This window comes from Gracilimonas sp. (genome assembly GCF_035704785.1).
GTDB lineage: Bacteria > Bacteroidota > Rhodothermia > Balneolales > Balneolaceae > Gracilimonas.
Genome location: NZ_DASSWP010000062.1, coordinates 1 through 26,662 on the forward strand (window position 1 = coordinate 1; position 26,662 = coordinate 26,662).

Here is a 26,662-nt window from a genome sequence, read left to right on the forward strand (position 1 = left end):
CCTCATCGGGTTCGCAAATCGTATGGAAAGGAGCGAACCTTCTCGGAGGACATCGACAGTCTGGAATGGGTAAATAATTTTTTGGATGAGCTGGGCCAAACCATTGCCGAAGGAATGAAAAAGATCAACGCGGCCGGCAAGACCATCACTCTTAAAGTCCGCTATGATGATTTTGATACTATCACCCGAAGTTATTCCCTTCCCCAGTACACAAATCGGTATCGGGATATCATGGATGTAGTGCGTAAGCTATTAGAAGAAACCGAAGTTGGAAATCGCCCTGTGAGGTTGCTTGGGATCACGTTGTCTAATCTAAACCTGAATGAAGAAACAGTTTGGGAGCAGTTAGAGTTTTCGTTTTAGTTTTCATGTGCTAACGTGTTACGGTGTTACAGTGGTTTACTTGCCACTGTAACACCGTAACACTTAAACACGGACACACAATACCGACTATCATTTTACCGAGATTATCGTGAATTTCCCCTTATACCATACAACAATAAGAAATTGATCAAACATGAGTGACGGTTACGGATTATTAAAAGGAAAAAAAGGAATCATTTTTGGCGCATTGGACGATCGAAGTATCGCCTGGAGAATAGCTTTAGCTTGTAAGCGAGAAGGAGCTGACTTTGTGCTCTCCAATGCACCGGTGGCATTACGACTTGGTGCGTTGGATGCATTAGGTGAAGAAACCGGTGCCCCCATCATTCCATGTGATGTCACCAAAGATGATGAGATCGAAGAGCTGATGAGTCAAACCAAAGAGCATTTGGGTGGAGTTGATTTCATTCTTCATGCCATCGGTATGTCGCCAAATGTGCGTAAGAAAAAGGAATACACCGACCTCAACTACCACTGGCTGCAGCAAACACTGGATATCTCGGCTATTTCTCTGCACCGGGTTCTTAACCACGCTGAAAAAGCAGAAATTTTGAACGACGGAGGGAGCGTCGTAGCACTTTCTTACATCGGAGCGCAACGTATCTTCTCTAAATATTCGGACATGAACGATGCCAAAGCCCTGCTTGAAAGTATTGCAAGAAACTATGGAAGTCGATTGGCCAAACGAGGTATTCGAGTGAATACTGTTTCTCAGGCTCCTACCAAAACCTCGGCCGGAACCGGTATCAAAGGTTTTGACGGAATGTACACCTTCGCCGATATGATCGCGCCGATGGGGAATCCATCTGCTGATGAATGTGCCGATTATTGCGTGACTCTTTTCTCTGACCTGACGCGAAAAGTGACCATGCAGAATCTGTTCCACGATGGCGGTTTTGTGAATTCCGGTATTTCAGAAGAAATGATCGAAGACCTTGCTAAAGTTTACGGTGACAAAGACGACGAATAATATATGCCTGATATAATCCTCGGTATTGATCCCGGTTCCCGAAACACCGGCTATGCCCTGTTAACGGAAGAAAACGGAAAGCTGATCGCCTTACGGTGTGATGTAATTCGTATGGCTGATATTGAAGATCATGCCGAGCGATTGCAGGTTATTTTTGACAAGATCTCGGCTATCATTCGTTCTAACAAACCCACGTCCTGCGCGGTTGAAACCCCGGTTTACGGAGTTGATCCCATGGCTATGCTGAAGCTGGGCCGGGCACAAGCGGCTGCCATGCTGGCCATCACCAACAACGGACTTCCCGCAGTGGAATATTTCCCAAAAGTGGTAAAGAAATCCATCACCGGAAATGGAAATGCCAGCAAAGAGCAAGTCGCTTTTATGCTGAACAAAATGGTGAAATTACCGGATGAGAAATTATCCAATGATGCCACGGATGCTTTGGCCGTGGCCTGGTGCCACATGATGAAGGGCAAAGGAATCCCCGGATTTTCCAAAAAGAAAACGCATCAGAATAATAAGAAAAGTGATTGGGCAAGTTTTGTGGCAGATAATCCCGATCGGGTGATTAAGTGAGAGTTGAAAGTTGATAGAGTGATTTTTGATGGAATTAGTTCTGCGATATTGAATCTGTACTCTTTTTTGAATTTTTATTTATACCGTAGGGGCGAATCGCATTCGCCCTGATGTTTGAATCTAACATAGGCGTATGCAATACGTCCAAAAATAGAAATGAATAACACATGATCGCATTTTTAAAAGGCTACATCGAAGAAAAAAAAGAAGGAGTCGTCATCCTTGATGTATCCGGTGTGGGTTACCGCGTAGAAATTTCCTCCATCACCCAGGAACAACTCGAAAGCGCCGGTTCAGAAGTAAAGTTACTCATCTACCATCACATCACCGACAGCGATCAGCGATTATTTGGTTTCTTTTCTTCGGATGAAAAAGCACTTTTTGAGAAACTCATCACCGTAAAAGGAGTGGGACCGAAACTGGGACTTACCATTTTATCCGGCTTACCGGCCGCTCAGCTTATCGGGGCTATCACCAACAGCGAAGCCGGAACCCTTTCCAAAGTACCCGGTATTGGCAAGAAAACAGCGGAGCGAATCATCGTGGAACTGAAGGATAAGCTTTCTGAATATGCTGCTTCCGCGGGAGTTACCCCGACTTCATCATCTGAATCGAGCGTTACTGGAGAAGCCATTTCTGCTCTTGAGTCGCTTGGATTCAAAAAGAAAGAATCGGAGCAGGCGGTGATGAAAGCCCTGAAAGAGACCGAGAGTGAGGATGCTTCGGTGATAATTAAAAAAGCACTGGTGAGTTTGAATAAATAGGCCAAAACCTTACTCAGTATCTATACCTCTCTCTATCATTTTAATGAATAAATTCATCGAGCTTTTAATGGTGTAGTATTCTTTGGAGGCATAAAAGACTATACCTGCCCAACCTAACCAACACGTAAGACCTACAGTTAGATCAAACCAGTTTGGTTCTGCACCATATTTAATGAGACTGATTATTCCATACAAAGAACAAAGTATCAAAGAAAAAGATACGGCTTGAAATATCTTTTTTGCTTTACCTATCTGCTCTTCTGCAAATTCTTAATAACGCTCTTCATTGAGCAGTTTTTTGTCCTTATACAAAAAATATTGAGAAGTGTCTCTAAGGTGTTCCTCAAAAAGTTTCCAGGATCTGTTTGGTTTCCATGACTTATGATTTCATTTTCACCCATAATTGAAATAAGAATTTTTTTAAAAAATATTCCATCCAATTTTTAGCTCACTTTCTACGAGATGAAACCCTTTATTCTGTAAGAGGAAATTTTCCAGGTGCCCAAAAACACTAAACCGTACTTAACACTACTAACTTTATATCCTCGGTCAATTTAACATTTTGGTGCCTTGGGATATTCAAACTGAGCTCTGATTTTAATTCCGCATTAGGAAGGTATACGCCAAGTACGGTATCCTGATATTCAGCGATGTGCTTTTCCAGATCTTTGAATTTTAGCACACCGGGTTGAAGGTTGTATTCAGAGAGATCCCTGAAAATAATTTCAGCCCCCCCAACCGTAAACAGCTCGTTATACACACAAAAGAGTTCTCGCCGCATTGCAATAGTTGCCAAAAGATTACTCAAAATGAGCGGGCTAATAATAGTTTCGCTGCGAAAGTTCTGGATGAGGATCTCGTTGCCGGGGTCTGTCAACTCCATTACTACATGCGGGCGTTTATCTGCCGTTTCAAGTAATTCTTCCAGCAGCGTGAAGCCAACGATGGTACGGGCATCAGCTTCTTCCTCATCGGCCATCTTATCACTGCTTACCAATAAAATGTGATCGAACCGATTAGGTTCTACAGCTCGCAATTCAGATTCCCGAATATAATCTGCAAGTACATGAGTACAAGTAATATTATTTACTGAGGATAAGATATGATCGATGGCAGAGTGGCGGTCTTGAAGCGGGCGTAACGCAGCAAAGGTGATATGAAATTCTTCATTTTCATAGGTGCCAAGCTCTTTCACCAATGCCGGAATATGGTGATTCCAACCAAGTACAAGCAATTTGGTGATTCCTGTATAATTGTTCACCTTAGGTCTTTCTTTCACTTTAAGTTCAGCGCTTAAAGGCTTGAGATGTTTCAAATCCTCGGGTTGAACTTCTATGTCATCTATACTTTTAGCTAAAAGGATCAACCGATCTGTTTTATCAACCTTCAGGCCAAGGGGGGGATTTAAAACGGGCGTAAATATACCATCCTGTTCCTTCACCACGCCAAATAGAATAGCTTTTGGAAATATTCCTCTAAGTTCGTTGATGGTTTTTCCATCCGCCTCCGGAAGTTCATAAGCATATAAATTATTATTCAAACTGTGCGAGAGTATCTCATTATATACCAGGGAGATTCCATCGTGATGCAAATTTTGGGTGATTAGCCGGCTAATGATGGTGTCACTTGAAATAACTTCTAAAGGTCCCCGATAGGCTCTATAGGCAGCTTTTACTTTATTTTCATCCTGAATTTCAGCTACTATATAGGGTTGTTTTCTATTTTTATGAAGCCTGTTAGACTCTGCATTCAAAGACAATAACGTTTTAATGGTCTCGACATCGGGTGTAATGAGTTCTTTATTTGCCCTGCTCGGACTTGGAATGATGATTGCTGAAGCATTCATGCTGTCAACCCTTCCTAAATGCTCCCTGTCCAGGACATCTCCTGATCTCAGTATCACTTCTTTTGCCCGCTTTCCGATCAGGGGATTATCTCTCAGTTCCTGAAGTTTATTGGGTGTTACATTATCAGCCAGTATGATCAGTTTCAGCACCCGTGCCCCATGTCTCTTCAAGAACTTTTTAACCCTCTTGGTGGATTGCATCAATTCTGAAACGATATGAATGGTTCGATTTGTCCAGCCTAAGATAACAACGTGATTGTAAGCTGTAACGGGAGAAAGTCCCTGCTCCAGGCTCCGGATCTTACGGTTTAGCCAGGCCGTAATAATTGCCACCATAGAACCCATAAATACTACATAACCTGCAACAGTGAGAAGGGTTGAAACTATTCTCCTCCAGGTACCCGAGTCATCTCCCAAATAACCGGGATCGGAAAGCCTGAGAAAAGCCCACCAAACTGAATCCCCAATTGAAGATGTAGGATCGCCTGCCGGCAGCACCAATAATCCACCTATCACTGAAATGATCCCGATCAGGGCAATTACAAATAGTAATTGAATATGGGTGCCTTTTATGAATTGTCGCTCCAAAAAGAAGTTGAACCATTCAGTGAAATATCGGGTAAGCTTTTTCATACTAGGGATTGATCCTGCTTTAAGATTGCTCTGAATATACTATTTAACCTGAGTTCGATATAAGATATCCCATAACAAGTAAAAAAATAACATAGGGTCATTCCCGCGTAGGCGGGAATCTGATTATAGCCATAAAATCAGCGGTTGATTCCTAAAAAGACAATTAGATTTCGGGCATTCGTCGCAAAATGAACCTGTACTTTATCATATGATTTATTTTTATGTCGAACTCAGGTTATTTACAAAGACATGAAGGAATTTGGAAAACAATTCCCGAAAATAAAAAAGGCTCCCAATAAGGAGCCCTTTTACTTCAAAATTCAATATTGAATATTCACTAATCAATATTCAACGCGCTATGGTCACCCACATCCACTTTTCCTTTTACATTTTTCAATGTAGTATGGGCTCCAATGGTTGAGCCTGAAGTCTCCACATCTTCCAGGGATGCATGATCGCGAATGATGGTATTTTCCACTTTGGAATTTTTGATCACCGTATCATTTTCAATACTCACTTTCGGGCCAATGGTACTGTTTTCAATTTCAACCCCTTCCCCAATATATACCGGCGGAATGATTTTGGTTTCTTTGAAACGGCTCTCATCCACACCGTCAAATTCTTTTTCGGTGATGATGCCGGTAGTTTCCAGCCAGGCAGGCAGCGTTCCGCAATCCAGCCATTCATCCACGGTTGCAGTTTTGAAGATCTTGCCATCCTGGATCATTTTATCCAAAGCAGCCGTTAGGAAATACTCTCCGCCCGGACCTCTCATATCATTATCCAGCACCCACTCGATCTGCTTTTTGAAATAATTTCCATCTTTGAAATAATACACCCCAATAATGGCAAGGTCAGAAATAAACTCTTTAGGCTTCTCCACAAATCCGGTGATCTTGTCGCCCTCGTGCACGGCCACACCAAATCGGGAAGGGTCTTCTACTTTCTTCAACCAGATCACGCTGTCAGCATCTCCAAGATCAAACTTTTCTTTACTGTCAAAAATGGTGTCCGCAAAAGCAATGATCACTTCTCCGTCCAAATGTTCTTTGGCCATGGCTACAGCGTGAGCAGTTCCCAGGGCTTCAGCCTGCACTTCAAAAAGAGCTTTGGCGTTGTGACGCTTGCTCATCTCGCGCAGCGGCTGCTTGATGTCTTCTCCAAAATCGGGTCCGAGGATATACACGATCTCTGTAATATCACGATCGAGCGTACGGTTAAAAGTTTCTACAATGCGTTCAACGATCATGGTTCCCGCAACAGGAAGCAGGGGTTTGGGAACTGTATGGGAATGCGGGCGAACGCGGGTACCCCGTCCGGCCATTGGGATAATTAATTTCATATATTTCTCTTCGTTTATTGAAACAATTTTATTGATTGCGCGGTGAATATAGGAAGGTTCTAAACCGATTTCGAATAACCGTTAATTTCATAACTTCCCAATAATCTTCAGCGGCTTAAATTTTTAAACTAATTCTGAACAATTTGAACTGGTATTACACGCTCCTTGATGTCGGCGCTATCCTTTTTTGCCTCATTCTTTTACGATACACTTGGTATCGCATGTGGTTTTTTCTTCATACGTATCAACAGGTAGGCTATAAAAACAACGAATTCTGGCAGTGGATGAAAAGTCACTGGGATGAAAAGATCATCCCGTCCAATATAGCAATGATCAATATCCTCATCTTTCTTTTACTTTGGTTTGAAGATTGGATCTTAGATAAGGTCACTTATTCTTCAGTTGCTGTGGTCTTGTTCACACTTTCCTTTTTCTGGTTCGGGTCTGTTGCCCGTTACAGTTCTGCCAAGATAAAAAAACCATTGGTTTATACTTCAAGGGTTAAACGTTTAATGGTGCCATTTGTAACATTCTCGGCATTTTTCCCCGCTTTATTTACATATATGAGTTTCACGGGATTTCTGCCTTTTTTAGATCTTCTCCTTCCCAATCACTTCGCGGGATTGCTTTCTTTTGATCTCCTGATGCTTCTTGTGGGATGGGGATTAGGGCTTGCCTTTATTCCCTTTTACATCCTCTCCTCAGGGCTTCTCACAAAGCCAATCGAAACTTATATTCAGAACGGCTTCAAAAATCAGGCCCGAAAGAAGCTGGCTTCCATGCCCGACCTTAAAGTGATAGCAATAACTGGCAGCTATGGCAAGACCAGCACTAAATTTATGATTCGTGATCTTTTGAAAGAGCGCTACAACGTGTGCTCCACGCCTGGAAGTTATAACACCCCTATGGGTATTTGCAAGGTGATCAACAACGACTTGCAGTCCAACCATCAGATCCTGATCCTGGAGATGGGAGCACGGTATGAAGGCAATATTCAGGAACTTTGTGATATCGCCAAGCCGGATATTTCAGTTGTAACGAATGTAGGAGTTGCTCACCTCGAAACATTTGGTTCACAGGATGTGATCGCCAAAGAAAAGGGAACCTTGGTTGATAATTTATCGGATGGAGACGTAGCTATATTGAATGCAGATGACCCCAGGGTTTCGAGAATGGGAGCAGATCTACCTGAGATCAATCGCATATTAGTCGGATTAGAAGAAGGGGACGTCCGAGGAAGCAACATTTCCTATGATACCTCAGGAATGGAATTCGATGTGGAGGCCGGGGATGAAAAAGAACGCTTTCAAACCAAACTTTTAGGTGCTCACAATGTCCAGAATTTATTGCTGGCTGTTGGCGTGGCAAAACATTTCGGCATCCGCTTGAAGACCATGGCACTGGCCGCAGCTAAGATCGAACCTATTGAGCACCGCCTGGAAATGAAGCAGCAAGGCGATCTTTTTGTGATCGATGATGCTTTTAACTCTAATCCTGTGGGAGCTAAAAATGCAGTAGAAATATTAAGTCAGTTCAATTCCGGTCAACGTATTATCATTACTCCCGGAATGGTTGAGCTGGGAGATATCGAGGCCGAGGAAAACCGGAAGTTTGGTTCTGCCATTGGTAAAGCTAATTTGGATCTTGTAGTGTTGGTGGGAGAAGAAAGAGCCCAACCCATCCTGGAAGGAATCAGGGAACACGACACCACTGCCATGAATGTCCGTGTAGTTAATAACTTATTTGAAGCTAATGAGCTGGTCAAGAAACATGCCCGTCCCGGAGATGTCATCCTCTACGAAAATGATCTTCCTGATGTATATAATGAGTAAGAAATTTTGAATTAGAGTTGTCTATTCAAAATTCATAATCCAAAATTTCTAATTTCTCTATTCAAATCGAACGGCATCGGCGGGCTGGACCTGTGCGGCTCGGTGAGCGGGATACCAGCTTGCCAAAATGCATAGTATCAAGCTTGCAACTAGGATAATGCCCACATCCAGAGGGCGGACCTGAACCGGATAGGCATCAATAATAAAAGCAGAAGAAAGTTTCACCAGTCCGAATTTCATTTGTGCCCAACTCAATAATAATCCAAGTGCCCCCCCAATACCGCAGCCAATGAGCCCTATGTATAAACCCTGTTTTCTGAAAATAGATTTAATGCCTTTTTTGCTGTACCCCATCGACATTAAGATCCCTATGTCCCGTTGTTTTTGAATAACGATCATAGTCAGCGACCCAATAATATTAAGCACGGCCACGATCACAATAAGTATCAATACCACAAAAGAGCCCCACTTTTCCAGATACATAACATCATACAATGGTTTTTGAAGATCATACCAGGTTGAGATCTCAAAGTTCGGTCCAAGCTTTGCTTCAAGCTTTTCCTTCACCTCTTCAGCGGCTTCATTATTGTGAAGCTTAATATCCAATCCCGTTATCTCATTTCGAACCCGAAAAAGCCTTTTTGCTGCTTCAATATCGACAAAAACTTTCGGGCCACCCGCAACCTGTTGTAAGAAATAGGCACCCCTCAAATCAAATCGATAGGTCTGAGGTACCGTTATTTGGGTAAGGGCGTTTTTCATCCCGGCAGCACTCAGCAGCGCGATATCATCTTCAATATTAAGCCGGAGCCGGTTTTTTAGTTCTTCATGAACAATAATACCGGGTGTTCTGTCGCGAACTGAAAGATCAAAAACACCGGTAGTCACGCTTTTTTCGATATCTACCAGCTGGAAAAACAAATCCCGCTCAATACCTTTAACTTCAACCACTTCATTCTGCACACCGTCCAACACCAGTAATGCCTTCCCCTCCACATAAGGAGAAATAATACGCACTTCCGGCAATGACCTTATTTGCTCCATCAGCTGCTCATTTTGTGCGAATGTATCCGAACCGGAAGCTTCTATTCTGACATCGGGATCGTAGGAAAGCAACAAGCTTTTTATCACATCAAAGAAGCCATTAAAAACAGACAGAACTACAATTAAAAGCGCTGTACCGATAGTTATACCGGTAATACTGATAAATGTAAGTGTAGATATAAGCGATACATGCTTTTTGGAAAAGAGGTAACGCCTTGCAATAAATCCGGAATTATTCATAGCCCCAAAATATAGAATCAAGTACTCGAAAGCACTTTAAATCAACACATACATTTCATAAACTTTTAGTATCTTTACCGCCCTTTCAAACTCAATAATTGTGATGAGTTCTACACTTTCAAAAGAAATTATTGCTTCTATATCAGATGGATCACATGGTGATCCTTTTTCGGTTTTAGGGTTACATGAAATTGAAGTTGATGGAAAAAATAAATTAGTACTAAGAGCCTTTCGGCCTGAGGCCAAGTCTGTTACGGCTATTATTGATAAAAAGAAGTATGAGTTAGACCGTATCTCATCAGACGGTTTATTTGAACGAGTGTTTGCCAGACGAAAAAACCGATTCCATTATCAGTTCATGATTGCTCCACATAAGGGAGAAACTTTTACCATAACAGATGCTTATCAGTTTAAGTCACTGATTAGTGATTTTGACCTGCAATTGTGGGGAGAAGGAAATCACCATCAGGCATATGAGTTTATGGGGGCCCATCAACGAAAAATAGATGGAGTTGAAGGGACTCATTTTGTAGTTACCGCCCCAAGTGCTGACCGTGTAAGTGTGATCGGTGAGTTTAACAGTTGGGACGGTCGTGTACACCGCATGCGAAAATTCCACGATCAGGGAATTTGGGAGATCTTTATTCCGCATGTTCAAGAAGGCGATTATTATAAGTATGAAATTAAGTCACCCGCTCAGGATCCTCCGCTTAAAAAAGCGGATCCGTTTGGCTTTTATTCTGAATTAAGGCCGGGCACAGCTTCTATTGTTAAAGATGTTGAAAGCTTTTCATGGAATGATGAGAAATGGCTGAAGTCTCGCGAGCAAAAACAAGATCTTGAGCAACCGATCTCGATCTATGAAATGCATTTGGGTTCCTGGCGGCGTAAAGTTGGAGAAGAGCCCGGCTTTTTGAATTACCGGGAAACGGCCGATCAGCTTGTCCCTTACTTAAAAGATTTGGGATATAGTCATGTTGAGCTTATGCCTGTAGCTGAACATCCTTATGACCCTTCATGGGGATATCAGATCACCGGATATTTTGCGCCCACCAGTCGCTTTGGCACTCCTGAAGACTTTATGTATTTCGTTGATCAGTGCCACCAGGCGGATATTGGAGTTATTATTGATTGGGTTCCGGCTCACTTTGCCAAAGATGACCATGGGCTGCGTCGCTTTGACGGAACGGCCCTTTTTGAACATAATGATCCCCGTAAAGGAGAGCATAAAGACTGGGGCACATGCATCTTCAACTTTGGGCGCACTGAGGTCAATAACTTCCTGATCTCAAACGCCATCTACTGGTGCGATAAATTTCATATAGACGGACTTCGTGTTGATGCCGTAGCTTCTATGCTCTATTTGGATTATTCACGAGAGGAAGGAGAATGGGTTCCCAATAAGTATGGAGGGCGTGAAAATATTGAGGCTATCAACTTTTTAAGAAAATTCAACGACTCTGTTCACCACCATTTCCCGGGGGTAATTACTTTTGCTGAAGAGTCCACTTCATGGGGCGGTGTTTCTCGCCCAACTGAAACCGGCGGATTGGGATTCGACTTCAAGTGGAACATGGGTTGGATGAATGACACCTTAACTTATATTGAAAAAGATCCACTCTTTAGAAAATATCACCAGGATCAGCTGACCTTTTCTCTGATCTATGCTTTTTCGGAAAACTTTACCCTTCCATTTTCGCACGATGAAGTAGTTCACATGAAGCAGTCCATGCTTTCAAAAATGCCCGGTGATGACTGGCAAAAATTTGCTAACCTGCGGCTTCTTTACTTATATATGTATGCACATCCCGGCAAGAACCTTCTTTTCATGGGATGTGAGTTTGGACAATGGTCGGAATGGAGTGAATCGAGATCTTTAGACTGGCATCTTCTGGAGTGGGAAAAGCATCAGGGGCTCCATTTGATGCTCAAAGACCTAAACCAGATCAACAAAGAAGAAAAGGCCCTGCATCAAATGGACTTTGACTGGCGTGGCTTTGAGTGGATCGATGTAAGCGATGCCGATAACAGTATTATTTCTTTTATCCGAAGAGCAAAAGACCCGGAAGACTTTATTGTTGTGATCCTTAACTTTACTCCCAAAGTTCATTATGGGTATAAAGTTGGTGTTCCCCATGCCGGCGAATTTAAGGTACTCATAAACAGTGATTCCGAATTTTACGGAGGAAGTAATGCCGGAGACAGTAAAGTTCATGCAGAGTGGGGGGAATGGCATAATCAAAAAGCCAACATTGCTATAACAGTACCGCCTTTAGCCGGTATAATTTTAAAACCAAAGAATTAACATTAGATGAGGTTTCCACGATCCAGCGGCTGCCTAGTTCATCCAACCTCGTTTCCCGGAAAGTATGGTATGGGAGATTTTGGATTTGAAGCCCGCGATTTTCTTGATTTTTTAGAACGTACACATCAAACTATTTGGCAGGTATTGCCCCTTACTCCAACCGGTTATGGCAACTCACCTTACGCCAGTTATTCAGCATTTGCCGGGAATATCTATTTGATCAGCCCCGATGTTCTTTATAAAAAAGGCTTACTTACTAAGGAAGAGATCAAGTCCATAGAGCTCCCATCAACAATGGTTGCCGACTATGATCTTTCCTTTGAAAATAAAAACAGGGTTTACAAAATCGCCTGTGACCGCTTTTATCAGAACCTTGCTAAAGAGGAAGAACAGGCTTTCAACGCTTTTAAAAAACAAAACAAGCACTGGTTAGACGACTTTGTTCTTTTCATGGCCTGTTCACTTCATTATAACAAACAGCCTTGGAATACCTGGGATGATGATATTGCTCAACGCAAACCAGGAGCGCTAAAGAAATATCGTAAGAAATTCAGCGATGAGATCGCCTTTCAGTACTGGCTTCAATTTGAATTTAATAATCAGTGGATCGCACTTAAAAAATATGCCAACGAAAAAGGAATTCGTATTGTAGGTGACATCCCAATTTTTGTAGACCACAATAGTGCTGACGTATGGGCCAATCCCAAATATTTTGAGGTAGACAAAAAAGGTAACCGCCAATTGGTAGCAGGTGTTCCTCCGGATTATTTCAGTGAAACCGGTCAGCTCTGGGGCAATCCACTGTATAAATGGGATGAGCTTGAAAATGATGGGTTTTCTTGGTGGGTTAAGCGTTTTAAACACATGTTTAATGCTTGTGATGCAATTCGTGTAGATCACTTCCGTGGTTTTGATGCTTATTGGGAAGTTAAAGCCTCTGAAAAAACAGCAGAAAACGGACGCTGGGTAAAAGGCCCCGGAGAAAAATTATTCGATACCATTTTAGATAAATGCGGGGAGCTCCCGATCATAGCAGAAGATCTTGGTTTTATGACAGAAGGAGTCCAAAAACTCAGAGATAAATATAATTTTCCGGGCATGAAGATCATTCAGTTTGCTTTCGACTCGGATTCAACCAATAGCTTTTTACCACACAACTACTCTCAAAACAGTGTGGCCTATTCCGGCACTCATGATAATGACACAGCCATTGGGTGGTATAAAACCACGAATGATGTTGAACAGCACCGGGCACGCACATATACTCGCTCAAATGGAGAAAATATTCATTGGGAGTTTATTCGATTAGGGATGCTTTCGGTCTCAGATCAGGCTATATTCCCTTTACAAGATTTTATGGGATTAGATAGCGCACATCGTATGAATATACCCGGAACATCTTCCGGAAACTGGCTCTGGAGATATACTGCTCAAATGTTAGACGCCGTAGATGAAGTACAAATTCAACAACTTGTAGAAATAAGTAACAGACAGATCAACCCAACTACTTAACCTTGCAAATGCTTGATTTCATATACAGACTGTGTTTTTGTATATTTCAGGCTTAGATATTTTAACTTATATATATGGCTTTTACACTGAACCATTTACCTTATCGAACAGAAAAACCCAGGAAGAAGGGTCTTACCTTAGCCCTAGATAAAGGGTACAGCGTACGTCAAGCTGAAGACTTTGTAGAATCAAGCTCAAAGTATATTGATGTTGTAAAATTAGGCTGGGGTACATCTTATGTAACTCAGAACCTTGAAGAAAAAATTGCGGTCTATCATAATGCAGGTATACCGGTTTATCTTGGTGGCACTTTATTTGAAGCTTACGTCTTAAGGGATCAATTGGATGCTTATGTTGCTCTAATGCAGAAGTATGGTATTGAGCAGGTGGAAGTATCTAATGGAACTATCTGGCTTTCTGATGAACGAAAGCAATCCATAATTAAAGAATTGAGTAAAGATTTTACGGTTTATTCCGAGGTCGGAAGCAAAAACCCAAATGATATTCTGCCTCCGTATAAATGGGTAAAGATCATAGAAAATGAACTTAAGGCCGGTGCAGTCAAAGTTATTTGTGAAGCTCGTGAAAGCGGTACTGTTGGAGTATTCAGGCCTAATGGGGAGGTTAGATCCGGATTGATTGAAGAAATAACCGATCAAATTCCTCAGGAAAAACTGATCTTTGAGGCTCCGCAAAAAGAACAACAGGTTTGGTTCATTCGAAAATTTGGAAGCAATGTAAATCTTGGGAACATTCAGCCTGCTGATGTTATTTCAGTTGAAACTCTAAGGCTTGGCCTCCGAAGCGACACTTTATTAGACTTTTACTCATTGGATGACGATGAGGATCTAAACAATGTTATCAAAGACAATAACACAATCTCTAACAAAGAGTAATCACTGAGAGTAACTATTTATGAAAATTCTTTACGTTGCAGCAGAAATCTCACCTTTCGCACGCATGACCTATACTGCCGATTTACTTCGGTTCTTGCCGGCATCATTACAAGATAAAGGATTCGAAATTCGGATTCTGCTCCCAAAATACGGTACGATCAATGACCGGAGAAACAGGCTGCACGAAGTAATTCGGCTTTCAGGAATTGAAGTTGAAGTAGGTGACAAAATAGAGACCATGAAAATAAAAGTAGCAAGCATACCTAATGCCAAGCTACAGGTATATTTCTTAGATAATGATACCTATTTCAAGAGAAAAGGACTTTTCAGAAAACCTGATTCCGAAGAGTTTTATGAAGATAATGACGAGCGTCTTGCCTTCTACAATAAAGGCGTACTTGAAACAGTTATTAAGCTCGGTTGGGAGCCGGACATCATTCACTGCCATGATTGGCCTGCTGGTTTGACTCCGCTTTTGGTAAAAACACTATACAAAGACGAGAAAATTTTTAAGAACACAAAAATCGTTTATAATTTACATCACCCCATCAACGAGGGTGATTCAGATTCTGCGAGAGTGCTGGAACTCCTTGGATTGCCCGCTGATACCGAAATCGACAACCTTACCGAAGAGGGTAAAGTTGATCTTTTAAAATTGGGGCTAAAGTATAGTGACCATGTAGTTACCGGTAATTATTTAAAAGATGAATTTGATGATATATTCAAAGAGCTGGGAATAACACCTGAAAAAATTCAGGGATCTCCTGAGGCCGTATCTGATAAATTTGCCGAATACTATCGCACAATATCCGACGCTGAATAGAATAATTGATAGAGAACATTTTAAATATATTTTTTAATGACCAGAACAAATAAGGGTTTTATTTCCTTATGTATTTCGCTGTTAACCTTAGTTTTAATATTTAACGGCTGCGAAGACCCCGGAAGTGTAGGAAATAATTTCATTGAAGAACCCGTAGTAGTTTATGACACACTTTCACTCGATAACGTTACCTCTGAAAATTATTCAGGATACTCAGGTAATTTTGGTTTTACAGCTATAGGAAGCTATTCGGATCAAACTTTTGGAGACATTGAAGCCATGAGCTTAATGAAACCTATAAGAGAGCCAAGCATTCCTGACAGTTTAGGTATTGACGGCAATAACTTTTCCTTTAAGCTTGAGCTTCAACTGGACAGTACAAACACTTATGGTGATACGTTATCTGTATCTGAGTTTTCAATTTATGAGGTCACTTCTCTTTGGAGGGGAAATTCACACCGCATTGATACAGATGTGACTTATGATAACACCACTGAGATTGGAAGTTTTACAATAGGACAAGAGAAAAACATCATCGTAAATCTTGATGATGCCTGGAAAGATAAATATGCAACCTATCTTAATAATGAAGATGCGAATGCTGACTCATTATATCGCTATGAATTTCTTGGTTTAGTAATTGTGCCTACAGGTAATACCAATAAAATTTCTTTCCCAAGAAACGATAGCCGCTTTCTTATATTGACCGAAGATCAATCTGACACTGTAGCCGTGAGCCTAAGTAGTTTTGCTTATAATTTAGATCGAAGTAATGTTAATCAGAGCCCCACAAATACCTCTCTTCATTCCACTATCGAAGAACTTATGAAAATTAATTTCCCGTTAGCTCAAATTAGGGAAAATCATCAGTCCTCAAATATTCTCAGAGCTGATTTAGTTCTTTATGAAGATACTAATACACTCTCTTCATCTTTACCGGTTAATCATAGCAGGCCAAATGTTAATTTTGTTAGCCTAAGCTTTGGTGTTTCTTCTGATGAAGTTTATGAATATCAAATCAGGCAACCTAATTTTACCGGATCAAGAGTTTCTGACGGGCCTTATTTTAAAGCTGATATTACTACTTACTTAAATAACATACTTTATGGCCAGGAAGAGCGGGATGAAATGGTTATAGGAATTGGCTCAAACTCAGGCATTATTCGCTCCACTTTGTTGCACAATGAATCTGCTTCAACGGAATTAAGACCAAAACTAATTATCACATCAATAGTGAATGAAGACAATTAATTTCCATAGATATTTTTACTTAACCGTAGCAATTTTTATACTATCTGTCGGCCAGGTTTTTGCACAAAGCAATTCCAGCAGTATAGGTAACAGCGGTTCTTTTTATTCCTTGTTTGGCGTAGGTTTTCCTATAGAGAATAATACAGCCAGAGAGTCGAGTTTAGGCATTTTCGGTGTTTCTTTGGATAATGCCCAATCAAATAGTTTGCAAAATCCGGCATTGTGGGGTAAAAATGCTTTCACCACAACTTCATCCGGATTCAGTTTTTCAAAATTTCAGTCAACTGATAATAATTCTGTAAGCATAAACTCTTCTCTTCAGGCAAATTATTTTCAACTGACATTGCCGATCTTAAGAGAACGCTTTGGTGTTTCTGCATCTCTCTATCCGGTTACTCGTTCCAATTATCGATTTCTTACAACGAATACGACCGTCACATCAGAAAATGAAACCCTCGAATATATTTCTGATGCCAAAGGAAGTGGTGGGATCAATAAATTTGAAATTGGCTTTGGCTGGAACATAAACAAGAATCTTGCTATCGGTTATGCCCCGTCCTTAGTTTTTATATCTCAAGATAATTCACGTGAACTATATTTTAACAGCAATGAATTTGGGCCAAATATCATTGACACAAAAATAACGGGCTCCACCTTCGGCCATCGTTTTGGAGCACTACTTACTTTCAAAAATCTTTTACGGTCAAATGATAGAATTAGTATTGGTTCTTCATTTATTTTTCCGATTAATATTTCCACCAATGAAAAAACTATAAGCACGAAAATCGTTAATAATCAGACTCGTGAAGTGGTTCTTGAAGAAAGTCATGGAGGTGCTGCAAAGCTCCCCGTAGAATTAACTTCAGGCCTGACTTATTATCCCAGCCCTTTAGTCAACATTTCGCTTGAAGGTAAGCTTCAAAAATGGAGTGATGCTCAATCAAGCCTCAACAGTGCTAATAATCAATCCTTTGAGCTATCTGATCGTGCTAAATTAGGACTTGGCGGCGAATATCACCCGTATAAAACAAATTCAACGAGTTTTCTCTCTAACTTCCGGTACAGTGCCGGGGTTTCCTATGATACCGGCCACCTTCAAGCTCAAGGCCAGGATATTAATACCCTTTGGTTTTCTGCCGGTTTAGGAATAATTTCCCCTTTCTCTAATTCTACTATAGATTTAAGTGCTCAGTACGGACTTAGAGGAACTACCTCTAATAATTTGATTAGAGAGAAAATTTGGGCCTTTAATATATCTGTGAATTTATCAGAGCTTATGTTTTTCAGACCCAAGCTGAATTAAACAATTAATATTTATAATATAATAATTAAACAACCTGTTGAGTTTTAATAACTGACAGTATTAATAATAGCGAAGACCAATGAAATATCTAATTACGCTTTTAGGGATTCTTTTTGTTAGCTCTCCCATTACACATGCTCAAGCAGATACATGCCAAAAAGAGCCGCCCAGTGGTTTATCTCCATTAGCAGCCTATTCTATCTTTTATGAAAATTATCGCTCAGGCGATTACGAATTTGCGTTAGACTATGGTCGCTGGCTAATATGTGCAAAGCCTGAAAAACTAGAGGGAAACCCCAGGTTCAGCCTTTTAACTCAATACGACCGAATGGTTACCATTTATCAGGAAATTGGCAATAGCAAAGAAGACCCTACCCTTAAAGCAGCTTACATTGATACTGCTGAAACTCTTTTAAATGAAAGCCTTGAATTATTTGGAGATGAACCTAAATCAAGGTTTGATATAATTTTTACGAGAGGCCGTTTTTATCAACAAAATTATAATACCATAGATAATGGGTTGCAGAAAGCCTATTCCGACTATGAAACACTTTTTGAGATAGATCCTAAAAGAGCTGTTTCAATGGGTGATGGTTATTATTTACGGCAGGCATTAAATAATATCATCGATCAAGATCGCACCGAAGATGCCCAAAACTTTATTGATAATGTTAAACCACATGCAGAAGGAGATGCACTTGAGTTTATAGAAGAAAAACAACAGGAAATTTTAGGCTCTCCTGAAGAACAGATCGCTTATTATACTCCACTCTTGGAGGAGGATCCTAACAATCTTGATGCTCTTAGAGCACTGGAAGGTGCATATGAAAGTCTTGATGATCGCGATAAGCTGAAAGAAATTAAGCTAAAACTCAATGATCTTGACCCAAGTTATGATAGTGCATTAGACCTGGCTGAACTTGCCCGAAGCAATGCAAACTACAACGAGGCCGTTCGATTTTATCAGCAGGCATTAGATAGAGCTACTGATGACTCTCAAAGAAAAGAAATGTATCTAAGTTTGGCTGACATGAATATAAACCTTGGAAAGCTAAGCATAGCAAAAGAACAGGTTCAAAAAGCTCTTCAAATAGATCCTAATGACGGTACTTCCCTCATCAAAATGGCTACTATTTACGGTGCTGCCGTTAGTCAGTGTACTGAAGACCGCACGCTTGAAGCCGCCGATAAAGTTGTTTACTGGGTTGTAATAGATTATTTGAACAAAGCTAAACAAGTTGACTCTTCAGTAGCAAATTCAGTTAACCAACAGCTATCTACGTATCAAGATGTAACGCCAAATTCGGAAGATAAGTTTTTTACTTTGAATCTTGAGAACGGAGATACAATCACAGTTGATGGCTCTCTTAACAACTGTTATAGCTTTATTAACGAAACTACAACCGTTCGTTAATTTGGTATCAATAAAAACATTTGTATCTTTTCCTATCCACTAATACATTAAGGTGCGGAGATTAAATCCGCACCTTTCTTCCCTCCTTCCTCCTTTACATTTAACATACATAATGTTCACTTTTCAATATCTGGAGAAGGATTAAACAATACGCATTAAGCAAATGGCTCCTAAAAAAAATTACAAAAATCGCAATAAGAACAAGCGGAATAACCGCAGCAACAAGGCCGATAATGCCTTTATCCCCAAATTTTATTGGAAAAATAATCAAGGACTAGCCGGTCGCTATGCAGGGGTTTTGGAGATCAATTCAAAAGGATGGGGATTTATTCGAAAGCTTGATTATGAGTTCTCATATCAACCTCAGGATCCATTTTTAAAACCTGAGGAAGTTAAAGATCTTGACCTAAGACCAGGCTTGGTTTTAGAAGGTGAATTTGAAGAAGATAATAAGGGCCATAAGCACGTTGCTTCTGTAGACGTAATAAATGGACGGCCCGTAGAAGCGTGGACGAAATCCAGCCGGTTTGAGAGGCAAACACCAATCATGCCCATTGACTGGATAAAGCTTGGTTTTAATGCTGATGATGTGGAAATGCGGGTTATGGATCTCGTTGCCCCAATTGGAAAAGGCCAACGCGCCCTGATTGTTGCTCCACCGAGAACAGGTAAAACCGTTCTGTTAAAGAAAATTGCTAAAACTCTGACTGATAACTATGATGATATTCATGTCAGTGTTCTTTTGGTAGATGAGCGCCCTGAAGAAGTAACCGATTTTATTAGAACTACACAGGCCGAAGTTTTTGCCTCCTCTAACGATAAGCAAACCCAAAGCCATATTAGAATAACCGAAATGGCCTTGGGTTACGCCAAAAGAAAAGCCGAAATGGGTCAGGATTCAGTTCTTTTGATCGATTCTCTTACGCGCCTGGGTAGAGCCTATAATGCCATTCAAACCAACAGCGGTAGAACCCTTTCGGGTGGTTTAGATATTCGTGCTCTTGAGATACCCAAAAAGATCTTTGGCTCTGCCAGAAAAATAGAGGGGGGAGGATCATTAACCATCATCGCTACCTGCCTTATTGAAACAAATTCACGCATGGACGATCTGATTTTTGAGGAATTTAAAGGTACAGGTAATATGGAGCTCGTTTTGGATCGGGAATTAGCCAACGACCGTATTTATCCGGCCATAAACATCCAAGCTTCAGGAACACGAAATGAGCACAAGTTTATCACCGATTCTTTGGAAGAGCGAAACATGGTGAGAAGATATCTGCTTAAAAAATCTCCGAAAGAATCCATGCTTGGTTTGTTGAAAGTTTTGAAGAATACAGATAGTAATCAGGAACTTCTCAACCAAATTGCTGCATTAGCATAAATGCTGCAGACCTTACAAAGCTGTTAAAGGTTTTCGGAACTTTAAATTACCGGAAGCGACGGGTCAATTTCCTTAACCCATTTTTTCATTCCGCCCTCTAAACTGAAAACGGTTTCAAAGCCGGAATTGATCAAGATCTTTGCCGCATCTTTACTGGTATTTCCGGAACGGCACATCACAACCACATCCTTATCCTTATATTCATCAATTTCACCTAAACGGCTTTCCAGATCATTATAAGGGATATGATGGCCATCGATATTTGAAACCAGGTATTCGTGATATTCCCTTACGTCGAGTAGAAAAAAAGTATCCCCAGCTTCTTTTCTTTTCTTTAATTCATGGACTGAAATCGTTTTCATAGGATCGTATTATTCTTCTGAAGTATAGCGGTCTAATTTAAATTGCTTCCCAAGATACAACTGCTTGGCTTTTTCATCTTCAGCAAGCACATCAGCTGAGCCTTCCATTAATATCTTTCCTTCAAACATTAAGTAGGCCCGGTCAGTGATGGCCAGCGTTTCATGCACATTATGATCGGTGATCAAAATTCCGATGTTTTGATGACGCAAACCGGAAACAATTCCCTGTATATCTTCTACGGCAATAGGGTCAACTCCGGCGAATGGCTCGTCAAGTAAAATGAATTTCGGATCGGTAACTAAAGCTCGTGCGATCTCCGTTCTTCTTCTCTCGCCACCCGAAAGGCTATATCCCTTGCTGTTCACTACTTTATGAAGCCCAAACTCTTCAATCAGCTTATCCACTTTAAGGTCAATTTCTTTTTGGGGAATGGATAGAAACTGAAGTACCGATTCAAGGTTTTCTCTCACCGTGAGGTTTCGAAATACACTGGCTTCCTGGGCAAGGTATCCAATTCCCATCCTTGCCCGCTTATACATCGGCTCACGTGTTAGATTTTTTTCATTCAGATAAATCTTTCCCGCATTGGGACGAACCAGCCCAACCATCATATAAAATGTTGTGGTTTTTCCGGCTCCGTTTGGCCCCAACAAACCCACCACTTCGCCCTGCTTAACATTTATCGAGACATCATCCACAACCGTACGTCTGCTGTAGCGCTTAACCAAGCCCTCGCTATGTAACATCAATTCCGGCTGGATTTCCGTGCTCATAGTTTTAAGCTACTGACAGAGAATTTAAAATAGATTCAAAGATCGGCTTTCCGTCTTCAGAGCCAAGCAGTTTTTCCATGGCTCGCTCAGGATGCGGCATCATCCCCAAAACATTTCGGCCCTCATTACAAATTCCGGCAATGTGGTCGATGGAGCCATTAAAGTTAGCCTCTTTAGTCAAGTCACCATTTACATCACAATAACGGAATAGCACCTGATCATTGTCCTGAAGGGATTTCAATCCGTTGTCATCAATAAAATAGTTTCCTTCTCCATGAGAAACCGGTATATCCAAAACCTGTCCCTTCTTCAATCCATTGGTAAAAATGCTATCGGTTGATTCTGTTCTGATGAATACATCCTTGCATACGAACTTTAGTTTTTCGTTATGCATCATTGCACCGGGAATAAGTCCGGCTTCCAACAAAATTTGAAATCCGTTGCAGATTCCCATGACAGGACCTCCTTTTTCGGCAAATTTCACTACTTCCTGCATAATGGGAGAGAACCGGGCAATAGCTCCTGAGCGTAAATAATCTCCGTAAGAAAACCCGCCCGGAACTATCAAAAAGTCGATGCCAGAGAGGTCAGTGTCTTTATGCCATAGAAATTTTACGTCAGAATTCATCACATGCTTCATGGCATGGTATGCATCATGATCGCAATTAGAGCCGGGAAATACTACTACGCCAAATGTGGCCATTGTTTTATCCTTTTATTTCAGTAACCAGTTGAATTTCTTTGAGTACACCGTCTATACGAAGGCATTCTTCAAATTCGCCTTCATGAACCAGCGCTTTGCCTTCGTTATGAACCTTCCAGGTTTTGTCTTCTGCTTCAGACAGACTGCATCCGGTAGCTTTCATAAGCTGCGAAATCACCTCTTCAAAAGTGTGAATATCGTCGTCATACAAAATAAGCCGCCAAGGTGTGTTTACTGATTCTTCAACTTCTTCTTTTTCCTTGGTCTCAGTTTGGTACTCCACCTCTTCTTCGCTCAGCACAATAGTATCGATATGTTGAGCAAGGGAGAACATGGATCAGGCTTCGATCGAAATTTCGAAATCTTCCATCACTTCATTAGCAAGCAACTGAGCGCAGGCAGCTTCTACGATTTTTTTTGCAGCTGCTTCATCTTTGGCATCCACATCAAGCTCAATGAACTTGCCAATGCGTACTTGCTGAACTTCATTTAAACCAAGGTTTTGAAGGGCATGATGAGCAGCTTTTCCTTTTGGGTCCAAAATGGATGGACGCAGCGTTACATTTACTTTCGCTTTATACATATTCGGGCTTCATTTAAGTGAGCTCCAAAGTTAACCTTTCTACAACTTAGCTGCTAACTTCTCTTTGAGAATGCAGGAGTCAGACTCAGGATTCAGAATTCTTTTCTGAGTACTGTGTTCTGACTTCCTTTTGATATCTACTTCTTCACCTCAATCTATTTAAAACCTCTTCTTCCATCTCTTTCACACTCATCTCGTCCGCATCCATCCATTGAACAAAATTCCATCGTTTATACCACGTCATTTGTCGTTTGGCGTAACGGCGGGTGCTTGTTTTTATCTTTTCGATGGCTTTTTCCAGCTTCCATTCACCATCCAAATATTTGATGATCTCCTGATAACCTACCGTATTCAATGATTGAAGCTCTTTGGAATTCCCCTCAGCCAGAATGGCTTTCACCTCTTCAACCAATCCTTGTTCTATCATCCGGTCAACACGCAGGTTGATACGATCATATAATTTCTGTCGAGGCCATTTTAGTCCAAGAACTACCGTATTCTTATCAGGTTGAACTTCGTCTTCATCATGGAAGCTACTAAATGGTTTCCCGGTTTGCATCCAAACATCCAAAGCACGGATAATGCGCTGCCGATTCATTCCATCCATTTTTTTAATGTATTCAGGATCAATTTCTTTCAGCATTCCATATAGTGATTCGAGCCCTTCATTTTCGATCCTTTTTTCCAGATTGGCGATATTTTTTTCGTCCGCCTCCGGCATTTCATTAAATGGTTGAATAAGGCTTTGAATATGAAGCGTACTTCCGCCCACATAGATCACATGCTTCGACTCTTGTATTATTTCTTCTTCCCATTTTACTGCCCTCCGCTGAAAACTCATGGCATTATCATCTTCCTCAAGCTCCAGCAACGAAATATTGTAATGGGGAACTCTTTCTAATTCTTTGGGTGAAGGTTTTGCTGTCCCAATGTCAATGTGCTTATAGCATTGCCGGGAATCAGCTGAAATGATAGAAGTATTAAATTCTTCGGCAAGCTGAATGGAAAGCTCGGTTTTCCCAGAAGCGGTAGGGCCTAAAATTATGATTCTCAAAATGTAAAGTTTTGGAATGGAATATTGAGGCAAAGATACGCACTGAAGTTTAAAAACGTGTTACGGTAACACATTAAAACTGATTTATAAAAAAACTACAAATCAAATCTCAGTGATATCCTATGCGTAAACCCGAGATCACTGGAAGCGCCTGCAAAACTGGCACAACTATAATCCAGCAAAAAAGCTTAACGAAATAACTCCATTCTGGTATTTCAGGGGTAATGCAGCTGCTACATAATCATACCCAACTATACCGCTAAAACGCTCGGAATGCATATACATGATCTATGGCGTTTCCACTTCAGCAAGTCCTGCTACGTTCCAAAATGAGGAGGTAACATCACGGGCAAGGGCTCGGGCTCCACTTCCGGTACATAAAAAATCATTGCCATACTTATACTGTGCATGAGAAAGCAAGGGAAAGAAACCCAATAGTAAAAGCGCTGAAATAAAGCAATTCATCAATAAAAAAGTAAAAGGTTACTGTAGCGCTTAAACGATATATTCTGATACTTATTTGAGCTGAAAATTGATCTTTCTGAGGTTGCAGAGAGAGTCAGTATTTCTTAGTATAAGCACACTCCATTGAAAGGGCAACTTAGGGTGTAAAATTGCTCTTTAACCTATTTAAATAATGAATTTATGAAATTTTCTGTATCGAGCAACGAACTCAACAAAGGGCTTTCGGCCGTGATTGGAGCCGTGCCTTCAAAAGCTACACTTCCTATTCTGGAAACCATCCTTTTTGAAAGTGAAGACGGAAAACTGAAACTTACCGCCACAGATCTTGAGATCTCCATCATTGAGTACATTGATGCTGATATCGAAGAAGATGGTGCAGTTGCAATACCTGCACGCCGATTGTTGGAAACTTTGCGTCAGCTACCAAACATCCCCGTATTTTTTGATGTAGATGATCGCAAGAACATCAACTTCCGCACCGATAAAGGTACATACAAATTGGTTGGAGATGATGCAGATGAATTTCCCGAAGTGCCTAATCTGGATGAAGGTACCAGCATAAACACCACAACCGAGTTGATGAATAATGCGATTCACAAAACGCTTTTTGCGGTTTCCAGTGATGATCTGCGCCCTGCGATGATGGGTGTTTATTTCCAGCTCGGCACGAATGAAAGTAAATTTGTTGCGACTGACGGTCACCGCCTGGTAAAGTACAGCAACAAAGAGATCAAGGCTGACAAAGATGTAAATTTCATTGTTCCTGATAAAGCACTGAACCTCATCCAAAAAACTATAAATGGCGATGCTTGTGAACTTACTGTAACAGAAGATCATGCTCGTTTTAAAAGTGAAAGCACCATAGTCATAACCCGTCTTATCAACGAGCAATATCCAAATTACGATTCAGTAATTCCCCGCGATAATGACAAGTTTCTTACCATCAGTAAAGACCAGATGCTGTCTACGGTGAAGCGTGTGGCTATATTCTCGAGCAGTACTACACGGCAAATTCGATTGCAGCTTGGTTCAGACAAACTGACCATTCGTGCTGAAGATCTTGATATGAGCAGTGAAGCGAAAGAGACTATCGAGTGTGAATATTCCAATGAAGAAATGGAGATCGGCTTTAATGCAAAGTATTTGGGTGATGTGCTCAGCAATATCGATGATGATGAAGTTACTTTTGAGTTTTCATCCCCTAATCGCGCCGGTATTGTTAAGCCTTCCAACAAAGATGACAACGAAGATATCCTGATGCTGGTAATGCCGGTTATGCTCAACAGCTATGCTTGATGAGTCAAATAATTACCATCACAACTGATTTTGGTTTGCAAGACCATTATGTGAGCGCTATGAAAGCGGTCATGCTGGGCATTGCTACAAATGCCCGGTTTGTCGATATTTCCCACGAAATTCCCCCACAAGATATTATGGCCGGGGCATGGGTTGTCCGAAATACTGCTTTTCTTTACCCGCCAAATACCGTGCACCTGGTAGTGGTAGATCCCGGTGTGGGAACTTCACGTCATCCGGTAGCCCTGAAAGTTAAAGACCAATATTTTGTAGGACCCGACAACGGTATTTTTTCACTTTTCTTTAACCAATACGACTATGAGGCCTACAAACTGAATAACAAAACCTATTGGAGGGAAGGGGTTTCTAAAACTTTTCACGGCCGTGATATTTTTGCACCCGTTGCGGCGCATCTCAGTAACGGGGTAGAGCTGGAAGATCTTGGCGAACCAATCGAAGAATTGGTAACCTATCATTGGGCCGTTCCCATTGCTGATAAAGACGGGCTTCAAGGCTGGGTCGTTCATATTGATCGTTTTGGAAATTTAATAACCAATATTTCTGAGGAGCTTATTGACGATCACCTCGAGAAAAAGAACGTCAAGATCTACGTGGGGAATACTATGCTCAATAAGATCGTGACCACTTTTGGCGACGTAGAAGAAGGGGAACCTGCTGCATTTATAGGAAGTTCAGGCATGCTTGAGATCGGTATTAATAAAGGAAATGCCGGACGCATGTTAAGTGTTGATAAAGGTGCGCAGATCTCGATCGTGTTGCAGAAGTAATTACCACAGCAACTTTTCGAAAGTTATCCAGTATTCTTTATCTAATTCTAACCCTCAGGTAACTTTGGAAAAGTTAGCTAAAGGTGCTGTAACACTAAAGCTTAATCAGCGTATTCCCTAC

24 protein-coding genes and 1 pseudogene are annotated in these 26,662 nt (G+C 41.1%); 15 read left to right on the forward strand and 10 right to left on the reverse strand.

From position 1 onward, the window contains the following. The 4 genes and pseudogenes from VFM80_RS03130 to ruvA all read left to right on the forward strand — a co-directional run. Positions 1–363 (forward strand): annotated as a pseudogene (locus VFM80_RS03130) (DNA polymerase IV); the annotation flags it as partial. A gap of 154 nt (positions 364–517) precedes the next feature. Next, complete coding sequence (locus VFM80_RS03135) at positions 518–1,354, forward strand: enoyl-ACP reductase FabI (RefSeq protein ID WP_395069459.1); 837 nt, start codon at positions 518–520, stop codon at positions 1,352–1,354. 3 nt (positions 1,355–1,357) lie between these two features. Then, the gene (ruvC, locus tag VFM80_RS03140; RefSeq protein ID WP_395069461.1) at positions 1,358–1,930 is read left to right on the forward strand and encodes a crossover junction endodeoxyribonuclease RuvC; all 573 of its coding nucleotides are present in this window, start codon (positions 1,358–1,360) and stop codon (positions 1,928–1,930) included. A 167-nt stretch (positions 1,931–2,097) separates the two neighbouring features. Continuing rightward, positions 2,098–2,694, forward strand: a complete 597-nt coding sequence (ruvA, locus tag VFM80_RS03145; protein WP_395069463.1) for a Holliday junction branch migration protein RuvA — start codon at positions 2,098–2,100, stop codon at positions 2,692–2,694. Positions 2,695–3,205: 511 nt separating this feature from the next. Here the strand turns inward: ruvA and VFM80_RS03150 are convergent. Both VFM80_RS03150 and VFM80_RS03155 read right to left on the reverse strand, forming a co-directional pair. Then, positions 3,206–5,173 carry a CASTOR/POLLUX-related putative ion channel gene (locus VFM80_RS03150; RefSeq protein ID WP_395069465.1) on the reverse strand — a complete coding sequence of 656 codons (1,968 nt, stop codon included), beginning with the start codon at positions 5,171–5,173 and terminating at the stop codon, positions 3,206–3,208. Positions 5,174–5,510: 337 nt separating this feature from the next. Further along, positions 5,511–6,515 carry a sugar phosphate nucleotidyltransferase gene (locus tag VFM80_RS03155; RefSeq protein ID WP_395069467.1) on the reverse strand — a complete coding sequence of 335 codons (1,005 nt, stop codon included), beginning with the start codon at positions 6,513–6,515 and terminating at the stop codon, positions 5,511–5,513. A gap of 221 nt (positions 6,516–6,736) precedes the next feature. Between VFM80_RS03155 and VFM80_RS03160 the strand changes: the two genes are divergently transcribed. Further along, positions 6,737–8,347, forward strand: a complete 1,611-nt coding sequence (locus VFM80_RS03160; RefSeq protein WP_395069469.1) for a UDP-N-acetylmuramoyl-tripeptide--D-alanyl-D-alanine ligase — start codon at positions 6,737–6,739, stop codon at positions 8,345–8,347. A gap of 57 nt (positions 8,348–8,404) precedes the next feature. Here VFM80_RS03160 and VFM80_RS03165 read toward each other — a convergent pair whose 3' ends face one another. Continuing rightward, positions 8,405–9,631, reverse strand: coding sequence for an FtsX-like permease family protein (locus tag VFM80_RS03165; protein WP_395069471.1), 1,227 nt, complete (start codon positions 9,629–9,631; stop codon positions 8,405–8,407). Positions 9,632–9,734: 103 nt separating this feature from the next. On the opposite strand from VFM80_RS03165, the gene glgB reads away from it, so the two are divergent. The 8 genes from glgB to rho all read left to right on the forward strand — a co-directional run bounded on the left by glgB (position 9,735) and on the right by rho (position 20,516). Next, positions 9,735–11,936, forward strand: a complete 2,202-nt coding sequence (glgB, locus tag VFM80_RS03170; protein ID WP_395069473.1) for a 1,4-alpha-glucan branching protein GlgB — start codon at positions 9,735–9,737, stop codon at positions 11,934–11,936. A gap of 6 nt (positions 11,937–11,942) precedes the next feature. Continuing rightward, positions 11,943–13,448, forward strand: coding sequence for a 4-alpha-glucanotransferase (gene malQ, locus VFM80_RS03175; RefSeq protein ID WP_395069475.1), 1,506 nt, complete (start codon positions 11,943–11,945; stop codon positions 13,446–13,448). A 74-nt stretch (positions 13,449–13,522) separates the two neighbouring features. Continuing rightward, entirely contained in the window at positions 13,523–14,344 is an 822-nt protein-coding gene (locus VFM80_RS03180) for a phosphosulfolactate synthase (RefSeq protein WP_395069477.1), read from the forward strand. Between the two features lie 19 nt (positions 14,345–14,363). Further along, complete coding sequence (locus VFM80_RS03185; RefSeq protein WP_395069479.1) at positions 14,364–15,167, forward strand: glycogen/starch synthase; 804 nt, start codon at positions 14,364–14,366, stop codon at positions 15,165–15,167. A gap of 36 nt (positions 15,168–15,203) precedes the next feature. Next, on the forward strand, positions 15,204–16,418 hold the full coding sequence (locus tag VFM80_RS03190) for a hypothetical protein (protein WP_395069481.1): 1,215 nt from the start codon (positions 15,204–15,206) through the stop codon (positions 16,416–16,418). Then, on the forward strand, positions 16,405–17,721 hold the full coding sequence (locus VFM80_RS03195; protein WP_395069483.1) for a hypothetical protein: 1,317 nt from the start codon (positions 16,405–16,407) through the stop codon (positions 17,719–17,721). The genes VFM80_RS03190 and VFM80_RS03195 overlap by 14 nt, the downstream gene beginning before the upstream one ends. A gap of 79 nt (positions 17,722–17,800) precedes the next feature. After that, the gene (locus VFM80_RS03200; protein ID WP_395069485.1) at positions 17,801–19,135 is read left to right on the forward strand and encodes a tetratricopeptide repeat protein; all 1,335 of its coding nucleotides are present in this window, start codon (positions 17,801–17,803) and stop codon (positions 19,133–19,135) included. Positions 19,136–19,298: 163 nt separating this feature from the next. Continuing rightward, positions 19,299–20,516: a transcription termination factor Rho gene (gene rho / locus VFM80_RS03205; protein ID WP_395069487.1), complete on the forward strand. Its 1,218-nt coding sequence runs from the start codon at positions 19,299–19,301 to the stop codon at positions 20,514–20,516. Positions 20,517–20,557: 41 nt separating this feature from the next. Here the strand turns inward: rho and VFM80_RS03210 are convergent, their stop codons facing one another. The 7 genes from VFM80_RS03210 to VFM80_RS03240 form a co-directional block, all read right to left on the reverse strand. After that, positions 20,558–20,878 carry a rhodanese-like domain-containing protein gene (locus tag VFM80_RS03210; protein WP_395069488.1) on the reverse strand — a complete coding sequence of 107 codons (321 nt, stop codon included), beginning with the start codon at positions 20,876–20,878 and terminating at the stop codon, positions 20,558–20,560. 9 nt (positions 20,879–20,887) lie between these two features. Then, entirely contained in the window at positions 20,888–21,652 is a 765-nt protein-coding gene (gene lptB, locus VFM80_RS03215) for an LPS export ABC transporter ATP-binding protein (RefSeq protein ID WP_395069490.1), read from the reverse strand. 4 nt (positions 21,653–21,656) lie between these two features. Continuing rightward, the gene (gene purQ / locus VFM80_RS03220) at positions 21,657–22,355 is read right to left on the reverse strand and encodes a phosphoribosylformylglycinamidine synthase subunit PurQ (protein WP_395069492.1); all 699 of its coding nucleotides are present in this window, start codon (positions 22,353–22,355) and stop codon (positions 21,657–21,659) included. A gap of 4 nt (positions 22,356–22,359) precedes the next feature. Next, on the reverse strand, positions 22,360–22,689 hold the full coding sequence (locus VFM80_RS03225) for an ATP-dependent Clp protease adaptor ClpS (protein WP_395069494.1): 330 nt from the start codon (positions 22,687–22,689) through the stop codon (positions 22,360–22,362). A gap of 3 nt (positions 22,690–22,692) precedes the next feature. Then, positions 22,693–22,938: a phosphoribosylformylglycinamidine synthase subunit PurS gene (gene purS / locus VFM80_RS03230; protein ID WP_395069496.1), complete on the reverse strand. Its 246-nt coding sequence runs from the start codon at positions 22,936–22,938 to the stop codon at positions 22,693–22,695. A gap of 145 nt (positions 22,939–23,083) precedes the next feature. Next, complete coding sequence (gene miaA, locus VFM80_RS03235) at positions 23,084–23,992, reverse strand: tRNA (adenosine(37)-N6)-dimethylallyltransferase MiaA (protein WP_395069498.1); 909 nt, start codon at positions 23,990–23,992, stop codon at positions 23,084–23,086. Positions 23,993–24,280: 288 nt separating this feature from the next. After that, positions 24,281–24,412: a hypothetical protein gene (locus VFM80_RS03240; RefSeq protein WP_395069500.1), complete on the reverse strand. Its 132-nt coding sequence runs from the start codon at positions 24,410–24,412 to the stop codon at positions 24,281–24,283. 225 nt (positions 24,413–24,637) lie between these two features. Here VFM80_RS03240 and dnaN point away from each other — a divergent pair, with 225 nt between their 5' ends. Continuing rightward, the gene (dnaN, locus tag VFM80_RS03245) at positions 24,638–25,753 is read left to right on the forward strand and encodes a DNA polymerase III subunit beta (RefSeq protein WP_395069502.1); all 1,116 of its coding nucleotides are present in this window, start codon (positions 24,638–24,640) and stop codon (positions 25,751–25,753) included. Beyond that, positions 25,753–26,541 carry an SAM hydrolase/SAM-dependent halogenase family protein gene (locus tag VFM80_RS03250; RefSeq protein WP_395069504.1) on the forward strand — a complete coding sequence of 263 codons (789 nt, stop codon included), beginning with the start codon at positions 25,753–25,755 and terminating at the stop codon, positions 26,539–26,541. The genes dnaN and VFM80_RS03250 overlap by 1 nt, the downstream gene beginning before the upstream one ends. Positions 26,542–26,662 lie beyond the last annotated feature (121 nt).

Coding starts and splice junctions, on each gene's coding strand:
- VFM80_RS03135 (WP_395069459.1), top strand. CDS start 518: ATGAGTGACGGTTACGGATTATTAAAAGGAAAAAAAGGAATCATTTTT.
- ruvC (WP_395069461.1), top strand. CDS start 1,358: ATGCCTGATATAATCCTCGGTATTGATCCCGGTTCCCGAAACACCGGC.
- ruvA (WP_395069463.1), top strand. CDS start 2,098: ATGATCGCATTTTTAAAAGGCTACATCGAAGAAAAAAAAGAAGGAGTC.
- VFM80_RS03150 (WP_395069465.1), bottom strand. CDS start 5,173: ATGAAAAAGCTTACCCGATATTTCACTGAATGGTTCAACTTCTTTTTG.
- VFM80_RS03155 (WP_395069467.1), bottom strand. CDS start 6,515: ATGAAATTAATTATCCCAATGGCCGGACGGGGTACCCGCGTTCGCCCG.
- VFM80_RS03160 (WP_395069469.1), top strand. CDS start 6,737: ATGTGGTTTTTTCTTCATACGTATCAACAGGTAGGCTATAAAAACAAC.
- VFM80_RS03165 (WP_395069471.1), bottom strand. CDS start 9,631: ATGAATAATTCCGGATTTATTGCAAGGCGTTACCTCTTTTCCAAAAAG.
- glgB (WP_395069473.1), top strand. CDS start 9,735: ATGAGTTCTACACTTTCAAAAGAAATTATTGCTTCTATATCAGATGGA.
- malQ (WP_395069475.1), top strand. CDS start 11,943: ATGAGGTTTCCACGATCCAGCGGCTGCCTAGTTCATCCAACCTCGTTT.
- VFM80_RS03180 (WP_395069477.1), top strand. CDS start 13,523: ATGGCTTTTACACTGAACCATTTACCTTATCGAACAGAAAAACCCAGG.
- VFM80_RS03185 (WP_395069479.1), top strand. CDS start 14,364: ATGAAAATTCTTTACGTTGCAGCAGAAATCTCACCTTTCGCACGCATG.
- VFM80_RS03190 (WP_395069481.1), top strand. CDS start 15,204: ATGACCAGAACAAATAAGGGTTTTATTTCCTTATGTATTTCGCTGTTA.
- VFM80_RS03195 (WP_395069483.1), top strand. CDS start 16,405: ATGAAGACAATTAATTTCCATAGATATTTTTACTTAACCGTAGCAATT.
- VFM80_RS03200 (WP_395069485.1), top strand. CDS start 17,801: ATGAAATATCTAATTACGCTTTTAGGGATTCTTTTTGTTAGCTCTCCC.
- rho (WP_395069487.1), top strand. CDS start 19,299: ATGGCTCCTAAAAAAAATTACAAAAATCGCAATAAGAACAAGCGGAAT.
- VFM80_RS03210 (WP_395069488.1), bottom strand. CDS start 20,878: ATGAAAACGATTTCAGTCCATGAATTAAAGAAAAGAAAAGAAGCTGGG.
- lptB (WP_395069490.1), bottom strand. CDS start 21,652: ATGAGCACGGAAATCCAGCCGGAATTGATGTTACATAGCGAGGGCTTG.
- purQ (WP_395069492.1), bottom strand. CDS start 22,355: ATGGCCACATTTGGCGTAGTAGTATTTCCCGGCTCTAATTGCGATCAT.
- VFM80_RS03225 (WP_395069494.1), bottom strand. CDS start 22,689: ATGTTCTCCCTTGCTCAACATATCGATACTATTGTGCTGAGCGAAGAA.
- purS (WP_395069496.1), bottom strand. CDS start 22,938: ATGTATAAAGCGAAAGTAAATGTAACGCTGCGTCCATCCATTTTGGAC.
- dnaN (WP_395069502.1), top strand. CDS start 24,638: ATGAAATTTTCTGTATCGAGCAACGAACTCAACAAAGGGCTTTCGGCC.
- VFM80_RS03250 (WP_395069504.1), top strand. CDS start 25,753: ATGAGTCAAATAATTACCATCACAACTGATTTTGGTTTGCAAGACCAT.